Source organism: Sphingobium sp. HWE2-09 (genome assembly GCF_035989265.1).
Taxonomy (GTDB): Bacteria; Pseudomonadota; Alphaproteobacteria; order Sphingomonadales; family Sphingomonadaceae; genus Sphingobium.
Genome location: NZ_JAYKZX010000001.1, coordinates 207,390 through 226,083 on the forward strand (window position 1 = coordinate 207,390; position 18,694 = coordinate 226,083).

An 18,694-nucleotide genomic window follows, 5' to 3' on the forward strand; every position below is an offset into this window, starting at 1 on the left:
ATAAGGGAGAGAGGATCAGACATGGGCTTTTTGCGTTCCTGCATCGCCGCTGCATCGTTGGCGCTGGTCTTGCCGATCTCCACAGCGCGGGCCAACAATCCGATCATCCAGACGCGCTTTACCGCCGATCCTGCCCCGTTCGTGCATGATGGCGTGGTGTATCTCTACACCAGCCATGACGAGGACGACACGCAATACGGGTTCAAGATGCTTGACTGGCGGCTCTATAGTTCGACCGATATGGTCAACTGGACCGACCGGGGCGGCGTCGCGTCGCTCAAGACCTTTCCCTGGGCGGTGCAGAGCAATGACGCCTGGGCGCCGCAGGTGATCGCGCGCGACGGCAAATTCTACCTCTATGCGCCGATCAGCGTGGCCGGATCGCCCAAGAATGTGATCGCTGTCGCGGTCGCGGACAAGCCGGAGGGTCCGTTTAAGGACGCGATCGGCAAGCCGCTGATCGCGCCGGGCAATGGTTATATCGACCCGACCGTGTGGATCGACGATGATGGGCAGGCCTATCTTTACTGGGGCAATCCCAGCCTGTGGTACGTTAAGCTGAACCGGGACATGGTGTCCTATTCCGGCCCGATCCAGAAGGTCGCCCAGCCCGCCGACTATCAGGAAGGGCCGTGGTTCTACAAACGGGCGGGCCATTATTATATGGCCTATGCATCGACCTGCTGCCCAGAAGGGATCGGCTATGCGATGAGCAACGGGCCGACCGGGCCGTGGGTACATAAGGGCAAGATCATGGACCCCAGCCCGCACTCCACCGGCAATCATCCCGGCATCATCGACTATAAGGGCAAATCCTATCTGTTCGGATTTCATTATGAACTGAATTTCGACCAGACGCCGATCCATCATGAGCGGCGGTCGATCAACGTCACCAGCTTTACCTATAATGCCGACGGGACGATCCCCAACCAGCCCTGGTGGGATAGCAAAGGTGCGGCGCAGATCGCGCCGGTCGATCCGTACAGACGCGTCGAGGCTGAGACGATGGCCTGGACATCGCGGATCAAGCGCGACCGGGACCGGCCCTATGACTGGGCGCCGGGCGTGTTGACGGAGCCAGGCGATCCGGGCGGGATGATCGTCACGCGCACCACGAACCGCAGCTATATCAAGGTAGTGGGCGTCGATTTCGGCAAGGCGGGGGCGAAGCGGTTTGGGGCCAGCGTCGCCAATGCGCTGCCCGGTGCGACAATCGAGTTGCGGGTCGATGGCGTGGCGGGGCCGGTGATCGGCACGCTGGCGGTCGAGGCGACCGGCGCAGCGGGACAGTGGCAGGAGCAATCGACCAATGTGTCCGGCGCAAGTGGGGTGCGCGACCTATTCATCCTGTTCAAGGGGAAAGGCGATCACGACCGATCGCTGCTCGACTTCGATTATTGGCGCTTCGCCAAGTGAGCCGCAGCATGATGACGCCGCTGGGGATGAGCGCGCTGGCGGTGTTTCTGGCTTTGACGCCTGCATGGGCGCAGGCCGCGCCGCCGACCGGCCTGGATAAATTGGGGCAGATGCAGGCGCTGGTCCCGGCAGGGGACGCGGCGTTTCATTTTCGGAAGCTGCGCAACGGAGTGCAGTTTCGGCTGAACGGCGTCACCAAGTCGGTAATCTTCTATGCCTCCACGGTCGTGCGGGTGAACGCCAATCTGGGCGCATCCTATTGGACGCAACGCAGCCTGGTCGTCATTCCCGAACCCGAAGCGGTGCCGTTCACCGTGCGCGAGAGCGCCGACAGGCTGGAACTGGTCGGGCAGAAATTGCGCGTGAGCATCGAAAAAGCGACGGGCGCACTGTCCTATCATGATCCGTCCGGGCGGCTGCTGACGCGGGAGAAAGCGGATGCACCGCAGTCGATCGAGAAGCGGACCATTTCCGACGCGCCGACCTATGAAGTGGAGAACAGCTTCACGCTGCAACCCGATGAGGGGATTTACGGGTTCGGCTTTACCGCCGATGACGAAGTCAATCGGCGGAACAAGGAATTGCTGCTGGTGCAGACCAATGTCGGCATCATCATCCCGGTGATGGTGTCGACGCAGCGATACGGCATCCTGTGGGACACCTATTCCCAGATGCGGTTCAAGGATGATGCGCATGGCGCGCGGCTGTGGGCGGAAAGCGCGCCGGGCGGCGTGGATTATTATTTCATGGCGGGCGATCCGGCGGCCAAGGACACGCTCGACAGCGTGGTCGGTGCCTATCGCTGGCTGACCGGTGACGCGCCGATGTATCCCAAGCAAGCGTTCGGCCTGTTCATGAGCAAGGAGCGTTACCCAACGCAGGACCGCATCGTGGAGGTCGCGAAGACCTTTCGCAAGGAAGGCTTCCCGCTCGATTATATCGTGCAGGACTGGCAATATTGGGGCAGCGACAGGGACGGCACATGGTCGGGCATGATCTGGAACCCAGAGCGCTTTCCCGATCCGGCGGGGATGAGCCGGACGATCCACGACCTGCATATGAAACTGATGGTGTCGATCTGGCCGTCCGTCGGCAACGACACGCCGCTGGCGCATGAACTCGACCAATATGGCCTGCGCTTCAAGCCGCTGCACTGGATTTCCAAGCAGGCACGCGTGTACGACGCCTATAGCGCCAAAGGGCGGGAGATATATTTCAAGCATATCAAGTCCGGCCTGCTCGACAAGGGCGTGGACGCGCTGTGGATGGACGGGACGGAGGTCGAGGTCAGTTCGGCCATGTGGAACCCGGTCGACAATGTGCGCGACACCAAGGCGCTGGGCAGCAATGCGATGGGCGATTTCACCCGTTACCTCAGCCCCTATTCGCTGCTGACGACGCAGGGCACCTATCAGGGCCAGCGGGCGACGAGCGACAAGCGCGTGTTCACGCTGACGCGATCGGCCTGGGCCGGGGCGCAGCGCACCGGCGCGGCGTCATGGTCGGGCGACATCTATGCCAGCTGGAGAACCTTCGCGCAGCAGGTGGCAGGCGGCGTCAATGTGACGGTGACGGGCAATCCCTACTGGACGCAGGATACCGGCGGATTCTTCGTCAGCGATTTTCCCGGTGGCGAGAAGAACTCGGCGTGGCGCGAACTGTTCGCGCGCTGGTTCCAATATGCCGCGTTCAATCCGATCATGCGCGTGCATGGAACGAGCGTGGAGCGGGAACCCTATATCTTCAAGACGCTCGACCCGCCGGTGTACAGGGCGCTGCTGGACATGGTGAACCTGCGCTATCGGTTGCTGCCCTATATCTATAGTTTGAGCGCGCAGGTGACGGCGGATCGATCGACGCTGATGCGGCCGCTGGCGATGGATTTCCCGGACGATCCGGCGGTGCGCAACATCAATGACAGTTTCATGTTCGGATCATCGCTGCTGGTGCATCCGGTGACGCGGGCGATGTACAATATCCTGCCATCGCTGCCGACGGTGGTGCCCGCGCAACATCTGCGCACGGCGAACGGCAAGCCGGGGCTGGACCTGAGCTATTATGAGGGCGAGAATTTTCAGACGCCACGCGGCAGGACGGTGGACGCGAAGATCGACCATACATGGCCCGATCCGCCGCTGGCCGAACTGCCGCAGGGGTTGACGTCGCTCAGCCATTTTTCCGCGCGGTGGGAAGGGACGCTGATCGCGCCCGAGGATGGCGAGTATGAGATCGGGCTGAACGGCAATGACGGGATGCGGCTGTCGCTGGATGGCAAGGTCGCGATCGACGAATGGACGCGCAGCGCGACGCGCACCCGCACGGTCAAGCGGACGCTCAAGAAGGGCGAAGCGTTGCCAGTGCGGCTGGAGTTTTTCCATCCCGAGGGTGGGCGCGTGTTCCGTTTCGTATGGCGCACGCCAAGCGAGTTGCAGCGGGACAAGGCTGCAATCCATGCGCCGCGTGATCTGACGATGCGCACCTATCTGCCGGTGGGATCCGACTGGTATGATTATTGGACCAACCAGCGATCGCATGGCGGGCAGACGGTGGCGCGCGAGGCGCCGCTCGACATCATGCCGCTCTATGTGCGGGCGGGGTCGATCGTGCCGATGGGACCAGTGATGCAATATGCGACGGAAAAGCCGGACGCGCCCTATGACGTGCGCATCTATGCCGGGGCGGACGGGCGCTTCACCCTGTATGAGGATGATAACGAAACCTATGCCTATGAGAAGGGGCAGTCGGCACGCTACGATCTGGCGTGGGACGACGCCCAGCGGACGCTGACGATCGAGGCCCGGAAAGGGACGTTTCCGGGGCTGGTGCGGCGGCGGACGCTAAACGTCCAGGTGATCGGTGTGGGAACAGCGGCGCCGATCGATCGAACGGTCGCCTATGACGGCACACGTCAGATTGTGCGTTTCTAGCCCTTAGCGATGTTGGTCGCCGTTCGTACTGAGCGGTGCCAAGCTACTTTGTTACGCTCGGCGACGTCCTTCGGACTTTACTCAGAGCGGAGGGGGGCATCCCCCTGCTCCCGTTTATGCCGCCAGCCGTCTGGCCTCTACGGGGCAATCGACATCGTCCACTTCGTCGGTATGCACGTTGAAGCTGTTCAACCATACCGGTCCGAAGGCGGTGGTGAGCGCAGTGTCCGCAGCGTCGCGTCCAGCGGCCATGAGGATACGGCCGATGCGGGGCACGCGATGGCGAGCATCGAAGCTGTGCCAGGCACCGCCTAGATACACTTCGAACCAGGCGTGGAAGTCCATGGCGATATCCACCGGGGGAATGCCGATATCGCCCAGATATCCGCTGCAATAGCGCGCGGGAATGTTCATGCACCGGCACAGCGCGACCGCCAGATGCGCAAAATCGCGGCATACGCCGACCCGTTCCTGATGCGCCTCATAGGCTGTGCGCGTGGATCGCGCGAACTGATAGCCGTAGGTGAGGTGCGCATGGACATAGTCCACGATCGCCTGCACTCGCGGCCAGCCGGGTTGCGTATTGCCGAACAGCGCCCAGGCGATGCCGGACAGGCGATCGGTGTCGCAATATCGGCTGCCCAGTAGATAAACCATGATTTCGGGCGGGAGCGTATCGGGCGAATGCTGATGCGCATCATATACCTGCCGGTCTACCTCGCCGCTGTCCGATACGATGAAGTCGCAGGATAGCGTGACCCCGCCGGGCGGCACCGTCAGGCGGGTGCAGATATTGCCGAAACTATCGACATAATCCTCCATATCGACGCGCTGGCTCGTCACCACCTGATGCGGGGTTACAAGGTCCGGGCGGCGGCTGGGATGCAGATTGAGCATGGTGACCATCGGGGTCGCCACATTAGCCATGAATGCTATTTCGTACCCGGCCCGAATGAACATCCCGGACTCCCTATGCTGGTTTCCATTCCGCCCCGATCGTCCATGCCAAGGCTATCCCTGATTTCGAGGGAGCGCGCGGTGGATGGCAGCGCTTCGGAAGCAGCCGTCGTGTTGAAAGCGAATGCGCGCTTATTCGTTCCCTGCAGCGTGCGATCTTTTGCCATTCTCATAGATGGGTCGCGTGATCCGACGGCCGCGAAAGCCCGGTACGATCCCTTTACGGTCGCGTGACATTTATGTGACAGGCGCGATATTTATATCCGGCCGTGCAACTCTCCCCCGCCCCGCCTGTTCTGCCGCAGACCATTTTGATGGTCACGGAACAGAAATAGGGATTTGAAAATGAAGAAGTTTCTACTTGCCGCCGCAATGTGCTGCGCCCTTCCGATGGCAGCGATGGCGCAAGAGACCGCGCCTGACGGCACCGACGCTTTTGGCGTGGAACCCTATGTCGGCATTCTGGGTGGCTATCATTCCTTCGACAAGGACAGCGAATTCGGGTCGCCCTTCGGCGGTCGCATGAACGGCGCGCTGATCAGCGGTATCGCGGGCGTCAACATTCCCCTCGGCCCGGTGTTCGTCGGCGCTGAAGGCAATGCCACCAAGGGCTTCAGCGACATCGATTGGGAATATGGCGTTCGTGGCCGCGTCGGTGCACGCGCCGGCGAAAGCGGCATGATCTTCGCGTCGGCCGGCTACCAGTGGGTGAACGGCAAGCGCGGTTATAGCGACCAGAAGGACTGGATCTATGGCGTCGGCGTCGAAGTCGGCCCCAAGGACATCGGTCTGGGCGGCATCACCGGCAACAGCGGCGTTCGCATCCGTCTGCAGATGGAAACCTATGATTTCGACAGCCTCCGTCCCATGGGCGGCGTCGTTTTCCACTTCTAAACGATGATGAAGAGCCCGCCGCCAGCAATGGCGGCGGGCTTTTTTGTGCCTGCGTCACATGCGCTATCGCGCTGTCAGGTCAGCGACAGATCGACTGGCGGCAGGCCGTAATAGTTGGACACGCGGTCGGCATAGGCCTGATTGAAATCAGGCGCATTGTTCGACCAGCTGGGGCCGCCTTCCAGCAAGCGGCGGTCGATCGTCACGATATAGCCGTCCGCTACATGATCGTAGGACAGCATCTGGAACGGGATGGGATAATAGCTTTTCCCGAGGCCCAGAAATCCGCCCAGGCTAAGCACCGCATAGGTCACATGGCCGTTTCTCTTGTTGATCATGAAGCTGTGGACCGATCCCAGCGCATCGCCATCGCGGCTTGTCACCTTGGTGCCATCGACCTTGTTCGACGCGAGCAGCAGGTTGGTGGGGACGGTATCGGATTCGGTCAGTTTATCGTCGGACATGGGCTGTTCCATTCTTAGGTTTGATATATGTGGCTCAACCGGCCCAGCTGGCGGCGAAGGCGGGAGAGGCGAGGAAACTGGAAGGCTGCGGCGATGTCGGTGGCGGGTCGCAGACGCCCTCTTCGATATAGCGGATCGCCGATTTCAGGCCGCTGCGGGAGAAGGGCTTGGGTATGACGCCATGGCCGCCGGCAAAATCATCGGGTATTTTCTTAGGGTTGGCGGTGACGAAGACGATGAAGGTATCGGGCCAGCGCTTCGTGATGAGACGGGCGACGTCGATGCCGCTGGTTTGTCGCGCCAGCTGGATATCGACGAACGCCAGATGCGGTGCGATCGAATCGGAGAGGGCTTCGACATCGAACAGCGATGCGGCTTCGGCCACGACATGATGACCGATATCCTCGATCATTGCTTCGATATCCATGGCGAGCAAAGCCTCGTCTTCGACGATCAGGACGGACAGGGGCGGTCGGGGGCGTTGCATGGTCATAGCTCCACGGGGAAGGTGATGCGGACCTGCGTACCGGGATGGGCGGCTTCCCACGCCGCCTGTGCGCCGACCTGTTTGGATAGTCGGGTTATGAGTATGCGGCCCAAGCCATCGACATGCGTTTCGGACATACCGGGACCATCGTCGGCGATCGCGATGATCGCCTGACCATCGACTTTCCTGGCGCTGACCGACAAGGTGCCAGATCGTCCGGCGGCAAAACCATGTTTGATCGCGTTCGTCAGTATCTCGTTCAGGACCAGCCCCAGCGATGCTGCATGGCCTGACGGCACTTCGATCGGCTCGACATCGACGGACACGGCAAGATCGTCGCGCCCGCTGGCACCGACCACGTCGGATACGAGGTTGGCGGTGAAGGCGCCGATGTCGAACCGCGACACGTCTTCGGACTGGTAGAGGCGACGATGGACCGTCGCCAGCGCATCGATACGCTCCAGCATCGCTTCGATCTTTGCGGTGATCGCCGGTTCGTTGATAGTGCGAGCCTGCAGGCGCAGCAAGGAACCGATCATGGTGAGATTGTTCTTAACCCGGTGATCGACTTCGTGGAGCAACAGCGTCTTGGCCTCCAAGGCGTCGTTCAATTGCGCGGTGCGCCGATCCACTTCGCGTTCGATTTCGTTATGCCGACGATTGATTTCCGCCTGCGCATCGATACGTGACGATACGTCCAATTGGGAGGCGAAGAAGAACTGGATTTTGCCGTCATCATCGCGCACCGGGCTGAGATAGAGGGCGTTCCAGAAGGTCGATCCATCCTTGCGGTAGTTGAGAATATCGATCTCGATATTCGTGCCCTTGCCAATGGCTTCGCGTATCTGCGTGACGGACGCGCTGTCCGTGTCCGGGCCTTGGAGAAAGCGGCAGTTGCGGCCGATAATCTCTTCCCGATCGTAACCGGTCAATGTCTGGAAGGCTTCGTTGCAGAAGACGATGGGATTGTCTGGCTGCGACGGGTCCGTGATGACCATGGGCATCCGGGTCGCACGCACCGCTGCGGCGAATGGATCGCCTCGTCCCAGGTCATGCTTGACTATCTGGGTCAAATGCCAATCGTCACGCTGTTCCACACCGTCTCCCATCAAAGACGCAAACATGCGCTCCTGAAGGGGTAACCCTGACCTGTATCAAACGTTCCGGATGTCGCCAGCAATGCTCCGGAAGTAATGCCATCGCTATAGGCGCTTATACTCTATGCGCTCGGCCACATGGCCAGCGTGGTTTCCACCAGCTGTTCCAGCTGCGCAGGCGTCGCGCCGCCGCTGGCCTGAACGCCCATGCCCTGGATGACGGCGGTCAGATAGGTCGCCATCGCGGCAGGCTCTACTCCGGCAGGCAGATCGCCTTCCGCCTTGGCGCGCTCCAGCCGCTGCACCAACGCCTTGTCGGAAGAGGCGCGGCGCGCGATCACGTCGGTCTTGATGGATTCGGCCTGGGTGGTGCAGGCGACCATGCTGATGACGCCAAGGCAGGCGCGCGGATCATTGCCGCCGGTCTGGATTTGCAGCGTGCCGCGCAGCAGCCGTTCGGCCACGCCCCGCGCGGTGGGTTGCTCCAGCGCGGACCGCATATAGCAGAGCTTGTCGCGTTCGTAGAGGTCGAGCGCCTTGTGGAACAGCGCTTCCTTGTTACCGAAACAGGCATAGAGGCTGGGTTTGGTGATGCCCATCGCTTCGGTCAATTCGGCCAAGGATGCGCCTTCATAGCCCCGGGTCCAGAAGACCTGAAGCGCAGCCGACAGGGCTTCCTCGGGATCGAATTCCCGGGGGCGTCCTCTCGTTGCGGATTCGACTGCCATTTTCATACCATTCGGTATATAGTGATGTCGACGCGATTGTCCAGATTGTCCCGCAGGGGGCTACCGCCTGATCTTCGCATTTACGATATATCCATATCCATGAATTTATGGCACCTGTCCCTTGTTCGAGGGAGAGAAATGCATGTCCATAGCCACCACCCATGTCGGTAGCCTGCCGCGCGGCGACGCGCTGACGCCGCTGTTGTTGGCCCGTGACAAGGGCGAAGCCTATGACGCCGCGCTGTTCGATACGACGGTGCAGCAGGCCGTGTCCGACGCGGTCGGTGCACAGATCGATGCGGGCGTGTCCATCGTCAGCGATGGCGAATTGGGCAAGGTCGGCTATTCCACCTATATGATCGAGCGATTGTCGGGCTTTGGCGGGCATATCGACCGGAAGGTCGCCGCAGACCTCGCTCCGTTGCCGGAATTGCGGCAGAAGCTGGCGGCGATCATGGGGAGCCAGGAGTTTACGCGTGCGTCGTGCATCGGGCCGGTGCGGCTGGTGACGCTGGAGCCGTTGCATGACGATATCCGTCGGTTCAAGGCTGCGCTGGCCGACCAACCGGATACCCGCGCCTTCATGAACGCGGCGTCCCCCGGCCTGATCACCGCCTTCCAGGTCAACCGCCATTATCCCAGCCATGAAGCCTATCTGGCCGATCTGGTCGATGCGATGCGCGAGGAATATGAGACGATCGTCGCGGCAGGATTCGACCTGCAGCTCGATTGCCCCGACCTCGCCATGTCGCGCCATACCGGTTATCAGGACGCGAGCGAGGACGAGTTCGTCAAGATCGCGGCCGCCAATGTCGAGGCGTTGAACGCGGCGACCGCCAATATCCCGGCGGACCGGATGCGGATGCATATTTGCTGGGGCAATTATGAAGGGCCGCATGATCATGACATTTCGCTGGAGAAGGTGATCGACATCGTGCTGGCCGCCCGCCCGGCGACCGTGTTGTTCGAAGGCGCCAATCCGTGCCACGAGCATGAATGGACGGTGTGGCGCGACGCCGCCCAGCGCGGCGTGTTGCCGGACGACAAGATATTGGCCCCCGGCCTGATCGATACCTGTTCCAACTATGTCGAACATCCCGAATTGATCGCCCAGCGGATCGAGCGCTTTGCCGGGATCGTCGGCAAGGACCGGGTGGTTGCCAGCACCGATTGCGGGTTCGGCACCTTTGCCGGATATGGCAAGATCGATCCGGCGGTGACGTGGAAGAAGCTGCGGTCGCTGCGCGCCGGGGCGGACTTGGCGGATGCACGGCTGTGACAGAGGACGATCGTCGCGGAATTGAGCAGGATTGCGCCCGGCTGGTTGCGCTCTATGCCAATCTGAATGACGCCGGGCGCTGGGAAGATGTTGCTGCGCTTTATGCGCCCGATGGTCGCATGGCGCGCCCGACCGCGCCCGATGAATGGACGCAGGGGCGCGAGGCGATATTGGTCGCTTTCCTCGCCCGGCCCGCGCGCACGACGCGGCATGTCTGTTCCAATGTCGTGATCGACGTTTTGAACGACAGCGAAGCGGTAGGGGAAAGCGCCATGCTGTTGTTCACGGGCGAAGGCGCGCCGAAAGTCGGTTCCTTTCACGACCGTTTCGTGCGCATAGAGGCAGGCTGGCGCTTTGCCGAAAGACGGGGCAGCCTGACTTTTTGATTGCCGCGATTTTCGAGGCGACGGATGCTCCGATCCGGCTCGAAATCGCTTTGATAATTGGGGGTTCGCTCAGTCATGAATGGCACCACGCCGTCCACCGTCAAATCGGCGATGCGCACCATCGACATCATTGAATATGTCGTGGCGCGACCGGCGGGCGTGGTCGCGCAGGAGATCGCCGCGGGCCTGGCGATCCCGGTCAGCAGCCTGTCCTATCTGCTCGCGACATTGGCGGAACGCCATTATCTGACCCGCGAGGGGCGGCGCTATCTGCCCGGACCCGCGCTCGACCGGCTGGCCGCCCCCCGGATCGCCATGTCGCTGGCCGACAAGGTGCGGCCGCTGGTCAAATCGCTGCGGTTGCAGATCAACGAAACCGCATCCTTCTTCATCCGCGACGGCTGGCATCTGGAAGCGATCGTCACCGAAACGGCCGAACAGTCGCTGCGCTATTCGATCAGCGTCGGCACGCGCAGCCCGCTCCATTGCCTGGCGGCGGGCAAGGCGCTGCTGGCGACGTTGCCGGACACAGAACTGGACGACTATTTCGCGCAGGCGCGGCTGGAGAGCTTCACGCCCAGCAGCATCACTGACGAAGCGCAGCTGCGCGCGGAACTGGCGGAGGTGCGCGCCACCGGCATCGGCCGCACGCGGGAGGAATATACGCCGGGCATTTGCGGCCTGGGCATGGCGGTGATGGTGGACGATGTGGCGGTCGGCGCATTTGCGCTGGCGATTCCGGTGCCGCGCTTCACCGCCGAGGTGGAAGGGCGGACCATCGCCAAGCTGGAGCAAGCGGCGAGCCTGTTTACCGCGGCCGAGATGCCCGTGGTTTGAGCGGGCGCGCATCATGGGCGCGACGGGCCGAAGTTCACACCGTTGCAGGGGCAAAGGGGCCGGACGCGCTCGCAAAGCGCTCCCAACGCGCCTGCGACGCGCCTCTGACGCGCCATCGGGGTCACCGCGGCGCCACAGGTGCGCGACGGCCAAGCGCCTGTCGCGCGCCGGGGATGCGTCGGGGGTGCGGGCAGGTCTGAATGAGGCGAGACGCGGCTTCATTCATCAGGATAGATCAGGGATTATCCTACATTGGAAGGGGTTTTCTGGGTGGAAGGTCCGCCGAAGCCTTATCCGCTTGCTCCTTGCGTCCGGGCATTAGCGCATAGCAGGTCAACCCGTCGGCCATTAGTCGCGGCGACAAGCGTGTCCGCCAGTGCCGATCGCGAATTGATTGATCATGTCGGTCTTTATTATTGCGCGGCGACGGCGATAACGGGTTTCAGCGCGATCTTGGTCACTGCATTTTGATTGGCGTGAAACATCTTGCAGCCCTTACCCCAATGCGGCCATCAAAGGACGCAGAGTATTCGGCCTGCTTCGCGTGAAAGATAATGGTCTGCCGACAGGCAAACGCCACCGTCACATCCAAACCATTTCACCGTTAGTTGCCGGTATATAATTCACCAATGGACAGGCTGGCCTGCGCCCCGGCCCTGGTCAATAGGTCGCGGATCGGTTCGACCAGCCGGACGGCAGCGCGTTGGTTTTCGACCGTACGCAGCAGAAGGCGGAAATCCTGTGGCGGTTGTGGCGTCACCAGCGCCACGACATGGTCCGCGCCGAAGGGCGGAATCACCTGACTGTCCAGCACCGGCAGGGACTGGCCGTCGGCAAGCAGGCCGTCGCCGTCCGATGCCGCGACCGGAAAGAGCCGCTGCACCGTACCATCCGATGCGATGTTGAACACCGTTGCGTAGCGACGCGCGGGGAGGTCGCGTCCGGTCCCGCCCCCGTCTGAACCGGAGCCAGCGCCAGCGTCACCGGCGCACCAGAGGGGTAGCGTGCGCCATTGTCGAGCGGACCGACCATCAATCGGGCGCTGCGTTCCGCCAACAGGGGGCGCAGCGCCTCCAGCGCGGCCCATTTGTCGATCACGCCGCGCACCTGCGGCAAACCTTTCACATTCTGCGCCACGATATCGCCGGTACGGCGCAACATCGCCTGCGCTCGCGCGTCCCATATGAAATCGGCACCCCGATCATCTGTCAGGATGCGCCAGGGATTACTCCCGCTGACGCTGGCCCGTGCCTTGAGATCGGCGACATAGAGGCCGGGCAGCGGCGGCTGGGCGGGTGGCGCGGGCGGCGGGGCTGTGGTGGCGAACAGGCCTTGGTTCTCGCGACCTGGCGGGATGACGGTGTTGCTTTCCTGGCGCTGGCCGCTCAGCATCCGGACCTGGACATTGAGATAGGCACCCAGTTCGCCGATCGACAGCGTGCCATCGCCATTCTGGTCGGCGGCCATGCCCTTGCCATCGGCACGCGGCGTGGTGACGCCCTGCTCGAACGACCATGTCAGGAAGCCGCGCGTCGGCGCCCCTTCCACCGGCAGCGCATTTTCCCAAGCGATCTGGTCGTCGCGCGCCGCGCTGATGTAGAACAGATTGGCCAGATCGTCGCGCGTGGCGCTGACCGGCGCACCATCGCTTGACGCCAGCACGCTGGCGAAGCGCGGCGCCGGCCGCGATCCCAACTCGACATTGCGCGCGCCCAACGTCAGGCGGGGGGCCATACCCCTGACACGGGGATCGACCGAGCGGTGCAGCGTGCCAGAATGGCAGGTGTCGGCCATCATCAGCACCTGCACGCCTTTTGGCACGTACATGGACAGCCAGGTGTAGAAATCCTTATCAACGATGAAGCGCTCGGCGTCCTTCACATCGGGATCGAAACCGGGCAGCGGCAGGAACTGGTCGGTATCGCCGTCGCGCGTGCCCTTGACCGCCGCTTCGGCCAACGCGCCATGGCCGGTATAATAAAGGAATATCCAGTCGCCTGGCCTGGACCGGAGGCCCAACGCATGGAGGGCGGTTTCCACCGTCGTGCGGCTGACGCCATCATTACGCAAGACCGTGACGTCACTCGCGCCCTGGCCGCGAATCACGGCCTCCATGGCGGCCAGGTCATTTTCCGGCCCTACCAAGTCCATGATCAGGCTAGACTTGAACTGCCATGCGCCGACCAACAGCGCCCGCGTTTCGGCATGAGCATATCCCGGATTGCTCACTATTGTGACAAATCCGGTCAATATTGTTGCCCAAAGTCCACGCCGCCCCACCGACATTGGCAATGCCCCACGCTTTTTTGTTGCCTAAACCGCCGCGTATCCATAATCGAATAAAGGTTATCGGAGCAATAACTATATCTTAACTCGGAGCGGGCCAATGACGGCGGTACGTTGCACTATAGGTCTTGCTTTATTGGCTCTTCTATTTAGCGGTAGCGTTAACAGCTTGGCGCAGGTCAGTACCGGCTCATCGTCCGAGCCCAGCCCTCCTGCAGGTGCCGTAGGCCGTGGGGTACGCATATTGCCGCCAGAGCCTGCAGCACCAAAACCCGTTGCCGATCCGCAACAGATGCAGCCCAGCCCTGCCCATGCGGCCACACCCGCACCAGCCGCGGTTCCCGGAAAACAGGCCATGGCTTTGCCCGTCCTCAAAGGCTGCGACCGGCCCATCGCCAAGCCGACGTTGCGCTTTGCCAACCCCGCATCCTTCGACCAGGCATTCAAAGCCAAGTTGCGTCGGGGGCGCGCAGTCGTGGTGGATCTCGACACCCCTTATCCGGCTGACAGGGAAGCGCCCTTGCCGCTCGGCGCCTGGCTCAATGAGGTCAAGCAAAGCGGCGGCACCGTTACTGTTGCGGCCTATTGCCAGAAGGGCCGCGGTTTTGGCGGCTTCTTCACCAAGCTGTTCGGCGGTCCCCCAGCCGAGCCCTATAAGGCCATTCGTCGCTACGACGCGGTGCTGCATGTCGATGCGGTCGATCAGGTCGTGACCCAGGTCGAATTCGCGCCGCGCAAGGTGGGGCAATGATCCATAGCCTGCCGGGGGGCGGGCGCGGCGTGATCCGCGCGCTGGTCGCCGCCTGGGCGATGGCGCTGCTCGCGCTGGCGGGACCGGCGCGCGCGGCGGAAGAACCCCGGCTGGCGCTGGTGATCGTCAACGGCGCCTATCAATCCTTCGACAAGCTCGGCTCCACCTATGCCGATGGCGACAAGGTCGCGACCGCGCTCAACGCCACCGGCTTCATCGACGCCAGCGGGGACGGCCCGGTGCAGGTGCGCCGCGACCTGTCGCGCGAGGCGATGGGCCAGGCGGTGGCCGATTTCCGGGCGAAGCTGGCTGCGGCCGGTCCCAAGGCATTTGGCACCCTCTATTTCTCCGGCCATGGCGCGGCGCTGGGCAGCTATGGCGACGTCATGCTGCTGCCGGTCGATGCGGGGCGCGACCTGACGCCGCAAAGCGCGACGCTGACCCGCGCGGCGCTGACCCATAATCTGCTGGGATCGGGTGCGAAGACGGTGCTGATCGTGCTCGACATGTGCCGCAACGTCCTGCCGGCGCCGCCGCCCTCGCTCACGCAGATGATCGCCGCGGAAACCGGGACCGACGCCAGCGCGGTCGGCGAACTGGCGGGCAGCAAGGGACTGCGTCGCATGGTGCGCGCGCCCGCCGCCGCGATCCGGCCGGACCAGGGCTATCTGGTCGCCTTTTCCACCAGTGCCGACCAGGTCGCTTTCGACGACGGCATTTTTTCCAAGGTGCTGGCCGAGGAAATCCGCCGCCCGCAGCAGAATATCGCTGATGCGCTGAAGCGCGTGTCGGACCGTGTGGCGCTCTCGTCCGGCAAGAATTTCCAGAAGCCGACCTTCGACTATGGCCTGCAAGGCGCGCCGCCCTGCTTCATTTCCTGTGACCGGGCGGCAAGCGACCGTTTCTACGATTGCGCCAACTGCCCCTGGATGCGGGCGATTCCGGCCGGACTGACGCCGTTCGGATCGCCTGTGTCGGAACCGGGGCGTGGCGGGGATGAGGTGGCGCAGGCCGATGTGAAGATCGACCGGCCGTTCGCGATCGGCGTTTATGAAGTGACGATCGCCGAATGGAATGCCTGCGTGCGGGACAATGCCTGCACGAAGCTGGGCAATTGGGCGAAGGAAAACCCCAATCCGCTGATCCCCGCGACCGATATCAGTTACGAGGATGCGCAGGCCTTCGTCGCCTGGCTGAGTGTCCAGTCGGGCCGCGCTTATCGGCTGCCAAGCGAGCAGGAATGGGAATATGCCAGCCGCGGTGGCGCGTCCACGGCCTTTCCGTGGGGCGATGATATCAGCCCGTCCATGGCCAATTATGATCATACCGCCCGCTATCACGGGTCGGATACCGCGCCCTATCGCGGTTATCCCGAAGCGGTGAATAGCTATCCCGCCAATGCTTTCGGCCTCAACCAGATGCAGGGCAATGTGTGGGAATGGACTTCGGGTTGCACCGATACGTCCTGCCGCGCGCGGATTATCCGCGGCGGATCGTTCGAAAGCGCGCCCGATGCACTGCGATCGGCCAATCGTTTCACCGTCCCGCCCGGCAAACGCCGACAGGACGCAGGCCTGCGCGTCGTGCGCGACCTGGAGCCGGACGAGATCGGGGGATCGTCCTGACGTTTTTTTAGTGGGGTTAGCGCCGGGGGTGGGACTTCGGCGCGTAAAGAGGGGTAATATTCATGAACAAGTTTCTGATCGCGGCCACGGTGGCGGCGCTCGTACCGAGTGCGGCCTTGGCGTCGCCTTATTATTCGACCATCGGTAGTCCGAACAGCCTACAACACACAGCGGTCACGACCGCGCTCAATCTCAACGATCTCGACTATGACGATGATCCGGACACGCCCGGCTTCGACATGGAGGGGGATGCGGACACGATCGGCGGTGCGTTCAGCTATTGGGGGTCGGACGGGGTCGAGGGCCAGCGCTACGAATTGCGCTATCAGAAGGCGTTCCGTCCTTCCGAGGGCAGCCGCGCCCGGGTGCTGATCGACCCGATCCTCAACGTCCTGCATGTCAATGACGGCCAGACCGCGATCCTGGGCACGCTGTCCACCGGCGTGGAAATCCCGGTCCAGCCCAACTGGCTGATCACCCCGCGCGTGGCGTTCGGCGCGACCGACAATGACGGCTATTTCGGCGCCAGCAGCGAAGTGCTGACCCTGTCGGCCACCAGCCGCTACAAGATCGCGCAGGTCGGCCGCGGCGACCTGACCATCGGCAATATGGTGGGATGGACCACGACGACCGATATCGGCATCGGCAAGAAGCTGCCCTTCTATTTCAAGGAGGATGTCTGGTCGTTCCGCAACGGCATTGCCTATCAATTGCCGTTCAAGGGCCGCATGTTCGGCGGGCGGCAGGGATCGATGCGCGCCAGCTATACCTGGACCAAGCTGACAGGCGATCCGCAATCCTATGAAAATGTGCATGAGGCCGCGCTGAGCGTGGGCGTCCGGACCCGCGAGGCGGAGCAGAAGAGCCGGGCCGAACAGTTGCGCATCGGCCTGATCTATACCCACGGCACCAGCAGCTTTTCGCATGATTTCGATTTCGATGCGGTGACGCTGACCATCGGCTATCGCTTCTAAAAACAACGATCGGGAGGAACGGGTGATGACACGGCGTTTCGTCACATGGGGCATCCCCGCGCTGTTGGCGCTGTCGGGCGGGGCGCTCGTCGCGCAGCAAAGCGACGAGGCGCTGTTCATGACCGGGGCGGAGCCCGTTTCTCCCGAAGATTATGCCAAGCTGCCCAAACAGGGGAGGTTCCGCGCCTATCTGCCCAAGCAGGTGGATCTGTCCAACGCCTATCCGCCGCCCGGATCGCAAGGGCCGCAACCCAATTGCGTTGCGTGGGCGACGACCTATGCGGCGCGCACCTTCCTCAATTTTCGCGACAAGAATGTGCAGCCGGACGAACCGTCCGAACAGATGAGTCCGGCCTATGTCTATAACCGGCTGCGCCCAGCGGGCACGCCCTGCACCGGCACGATCAGCATCGTCCAGGCGCTGACCCTGCTGAAGAATGAGGGCACGGTCAGCCTAGCCGAATTTCCCGACGACATGACCAAATGCGCCGTTCCTGCGGCCGAAGGGTTGAAGGAAAAGGCGGGCAATTTTCGCCTGCTCGACTGGCGCGCGGTGGACCGCGAGGTCAAGGACGACTGGCGCACGCCGATCATATTGGACGACGTCAAGGGCGCGCTCGCCCGCGGCGCGCCGGTGATCTTCGCCATGCCCGCGCCCGCTGATTTCAAGGCGTTTCGCGGCGACGGTGTCTATCGCCGCGCGGAAAAGCCGGACAAGGCCAATTATCACGCCATGGCGATCGTGGGCTATGACGAGGATCGGCAGGCGCTGCGTATCATGAATAGCTGGGGGCCGATCTGGGGCGACAAGGGCTATGCCTGGGTCGATTACGCGACCTTCAAACTGCTGACCGGGGAAGCCTATTCGCTCGAAGCGCCGATCGCTTCGGTCGCGCCCGGCGCGCCTCCCCCGCCGCCGCGCAGCGACGCGCAAGTCTTTGCCGACCAAGTGGCGGCCATGCCCTGCGGCGCAGTGTCGGTGCAGGGGAAGAGTGTTACCGGCTTTTCCGGCGACCTGAACGCTATCGCAGCGCTGCGTGAGGCGGCAACTAAAGCCGATCCAGCGATGACAGTTGCGGTGCGCCATATGCCTTGGCCGCAGTGCGAAGCAGCGCTGACGCTGGCCGCGCCGCTGGCGCGCGCAGGGACCAGCCTCGTCACGCTGACCGCGGACGGCAAGGATCGCGGCGGCGACCCGGTGATGATGCAGGAGAATGATATTTTCGGCGTCAGCGCGACGACGAGCGCGGCGCGGCCCTATCTCAGCATCATCTATCTCCAGGCTGACGGCAGCGCGGTGGAACTGCATCGCGGCCATCCCGAACCCGATCGCAAGGGCGTGCGCCGCGTGACCATCGGCCTGTCTCAGACTGCGCAACGCTATCAGGTCGCGCCGCCCTTCGGCCCCGAAATGATCATCGCGCTGTCGTCGGCCAAGCCGCTGTTCGGCGATGACGAAGTGGTGAACGGCACCGAAAGGCAATTTCTCACCCGCCTGCGCGCCAAGTTGGTTTCACAACAGGACGATGCTTTATCGGCTGCTTATGTTCGGCTTCAAACGACTAGATGAGGAAAGCAATGGGACT

Annotated in this window: 17 protein-coding genes; 10 read left to right on the forward strand and 7 right to left on the reverse strand. The window is 62.7% G+C overall.

Annotated features, from left to right (window positions below):
- Nucleotides 1-21 precede the first annotated feature (21 nt).
- Nucleotides 22-1,416 (forward strand): glycoside hydrolase family 43 protein, encoded by a 1,395-nt coding sequence (locus tag U5A89_RS00895; protein WP_338159343.1) that lies wholly within the window; start codon nt 22-24, stop codon nt 1,414-1,416.
- On the forward strand, nt 1,413-4,343 hold the full coding sequence (locus U5A89_RS00900) for a TIM-barrel domain-containing protein (protein WP_338159344.1): 2,931 nt from the start codon (nt 1,413-1,415) through the stop codon (nt 4,341-4,343). Before U5A89_RS00895 ends, U5A89_RS00900 begins: the two co-directional genes overlap by 4 nt.
- A 114-nt stretch (nt 4,344-4,457) precedes the next feature.
- Here the strand turns inward: U5A89_RS00900 and U5A89_RS00905 are convergent, their stop codons facing one another.
- On the reverse strand, nt 4,458-5,303 hold the full coding sequence (locus U5A89_RS00905; RefSeq protein WP_338159345.1) for a transglutaminase-like domain-containing protein: 846 nt from the start codon (nt 5,301-5,303) through the stop codon (nt 4,458-4,460).
- A gap of 342 nt (nt 5,304-5,645) precedes the next feature.
- On the opposite strand from U5A89_RS00905, the gene U5A89_RS00910 reads away from it, so the two are divergent.
- Entirely contained in the window at nt 5,646-6,194 is a 549-nt protein-coding gene (locus U5A89_RS00910; RefSeq protein WP_338159346.1) for an opacity protein, read from the forward strand.
- Between the two features lie 74 nt (nt 6,195-6,268).
- Here the strand turns inward: U5A89_RS00910 and U5A89_RS00915 are convergent, their stop codons facing one another.
- The 4 genes from U5A89_RS00915 to U5A89_RS00930 form a co-directional block, all read right to left on the reverse strand.
- Complete coding sequence (locus tag U5A89_RS00915) at nt 6,269-6,658, reverse strand: PRC-barrel domain-containing protein (protein ID WP_338159347.1); 390 nt, start codon at nt 6,656-6,658, stop codon at nt 6,269-6,271.
- Between the two features lie 34 nt (nt 6,659-6,692).
- Complete coding sequence (locus U5A89_RS00920) at nt 6,693-7,145, reverse strand: response regulator (protein ID WP_338159348.1); 453 nt, start codon at nt 7,143-7,145, stop codon at nt 6,693-6,695.
- Between the two features lie 2 nt (nt 7,146-7,147).
- Entirely contained in the window at nt 7,148-8,254 is a 1,107-nt protein-coding gene (locus tag U5A89_RS00925; RefSeq protein ID WP_338159349.1) for a PAS domain-containing protein, read from the reverse strand.
- Nucleotides 8,255-8,364: 110 nt separating this feature from the next.
- Nucleotides 8,365-8,976, reverse strand: coding sequence for a TetR/AcrR family transcriptional regulator (locus U5A89_RS00930; RefSeq protein WP_445190601.1), 612 nt, complete (start codon nt 8,974-8,976; stop codon nt 8,365-8,367).
- A 136-nt stretch (nt 8,977-9,112) separates the two neighbouring features.
- On the opposite strand from U5A89_RS00930, the gene U5A89_RS00935 reads away from it, so the two are divergent.
- From U5A89_RS00935 to U5A89_RS00945, 3 genes are all read left to right on the forward strand, one after another.
- Nucleotides 9,113-10,249 (forward strand): cobalamin-independent methionine synthase II family protein, encoded by a 1,137-nt coding sequence (locus U5A89_RS00935; protein WP_338159351.1) that lies wholly within the window; start codon nt 9,113-9,115, stop codon nt 10,247-10,249.
- On the forward strand, nt 10,246-10,635 hold the full coding sequence (locus tag U5A89_RS00940; RefSeq protein WP_338159352.1) for a nuclear transport factor 2 family protein: 390 nt from the start codon (nt 10,246-10,248) through the stop codon (nt 10,633-10,635). The genes U5A89_RS00935 and U5A89_RS00940 overlap by 4 nt, the downstream gene beginning before the upstream one ends.
- 75 nt (nt 10,636-10,710) lie before the next feature.
- Complete coding sequence (locus U5A89_RS00945) at nt 10,711-11,472, forward strand: IclR family transcriptional regulator (protein WP_338159353.1); 762 nt, start codon at nt 10,711-10,713, stop codon at nt 11,470-11,472.
- Nucleotides 11,473-12,076: 604 nt separating this feature from the next.
- Here the strand turns inward: U5A89_RS00945 and U5A89_RS00950 are convergent.
- Nucleotides 12,077-12,271: a hypothetical protein gene (locus U5A89_RS00950; protein ID WP_338159354.1), complete on the reverse strand. Its 195-nt coding sequence runs from the start codon at nt 12,269-12,271 to the stop codon at nt 12,077-12,079.
- Nucleotides 12,268-13,701, reverse strand: coding sequence for a caspase family protein (locus tag U5A89_RS00955; protein WP_338159355.1), 1,434 nt, complete (start codon nt 13,699-13,701; stop codon nt 12,268-12,270). The genes U5A89_RS00950 and U5A89_RS00955 overlap by 4 nt, the downstream gene beginning before the upstream one ends.
- Nucleotides 13,702-14,113: 412 nt before the next feature.
- Here U5A89_RS00955 and U5A89_RS00960 point away from each other — a divergent pair, with 412 nt between their 5' ends.
- The 4 genes from U5A89_RS00960 (at nt 14,114) to U5A89_RS00975 (ending at nt 18,678) form a co-directional block, all read left to right on the forward strand.
- Nucleotides 14,114-14,509 (forward strand): hypothetical protein, encoded by a 396-nt coding sequence (locus U5A89_RS00960; protein WP_338159356.1) that lies wholly within the window; start codon nt 14,114-14,116, stop codon nt 14,507-14,509.
- A complete protein-coding gene (locus U5A89_RS00965) occupies nt 14,506-16,134 on the forward strand; it encodes an SUMF1/EgtB/PvdO family nonheme iron enzyme (RefSeq protein ID WP_338159357.1) in 1,629 nt (542 codons plus the stop codon). Before U5A89_RS00960 ends, U5A89_RS00965 begins: the two co-directional genes overlap by 4 nt.
- Nucleotides 16,135-16,196: 62 nt before the next feature.
- A complete protein-coding gene (locus U5A89_RS00970) occupies nt 16,197-17,108 on the forward strand; it encodes a hypothetical protein (RefSeq protein ID WP_338159358.1) in 912 nt (303 codons plus the stop codon).
- Between the two features lie 25 nt (nt 17,109-17,133).
- Nucleotides 17,134-18,678: a C1 family peptidase gene (locus U5A89_RS00975; protein WP_338159359.1), complete on the forward strand. Its 1,545-nt coding sequence runs from the start codon at nt 17,134-17,136 to the stop codon at nt 18,676-18,678.
- Nucleotides 18,679-18,694 lie beyond the last annotated feature (16 nt).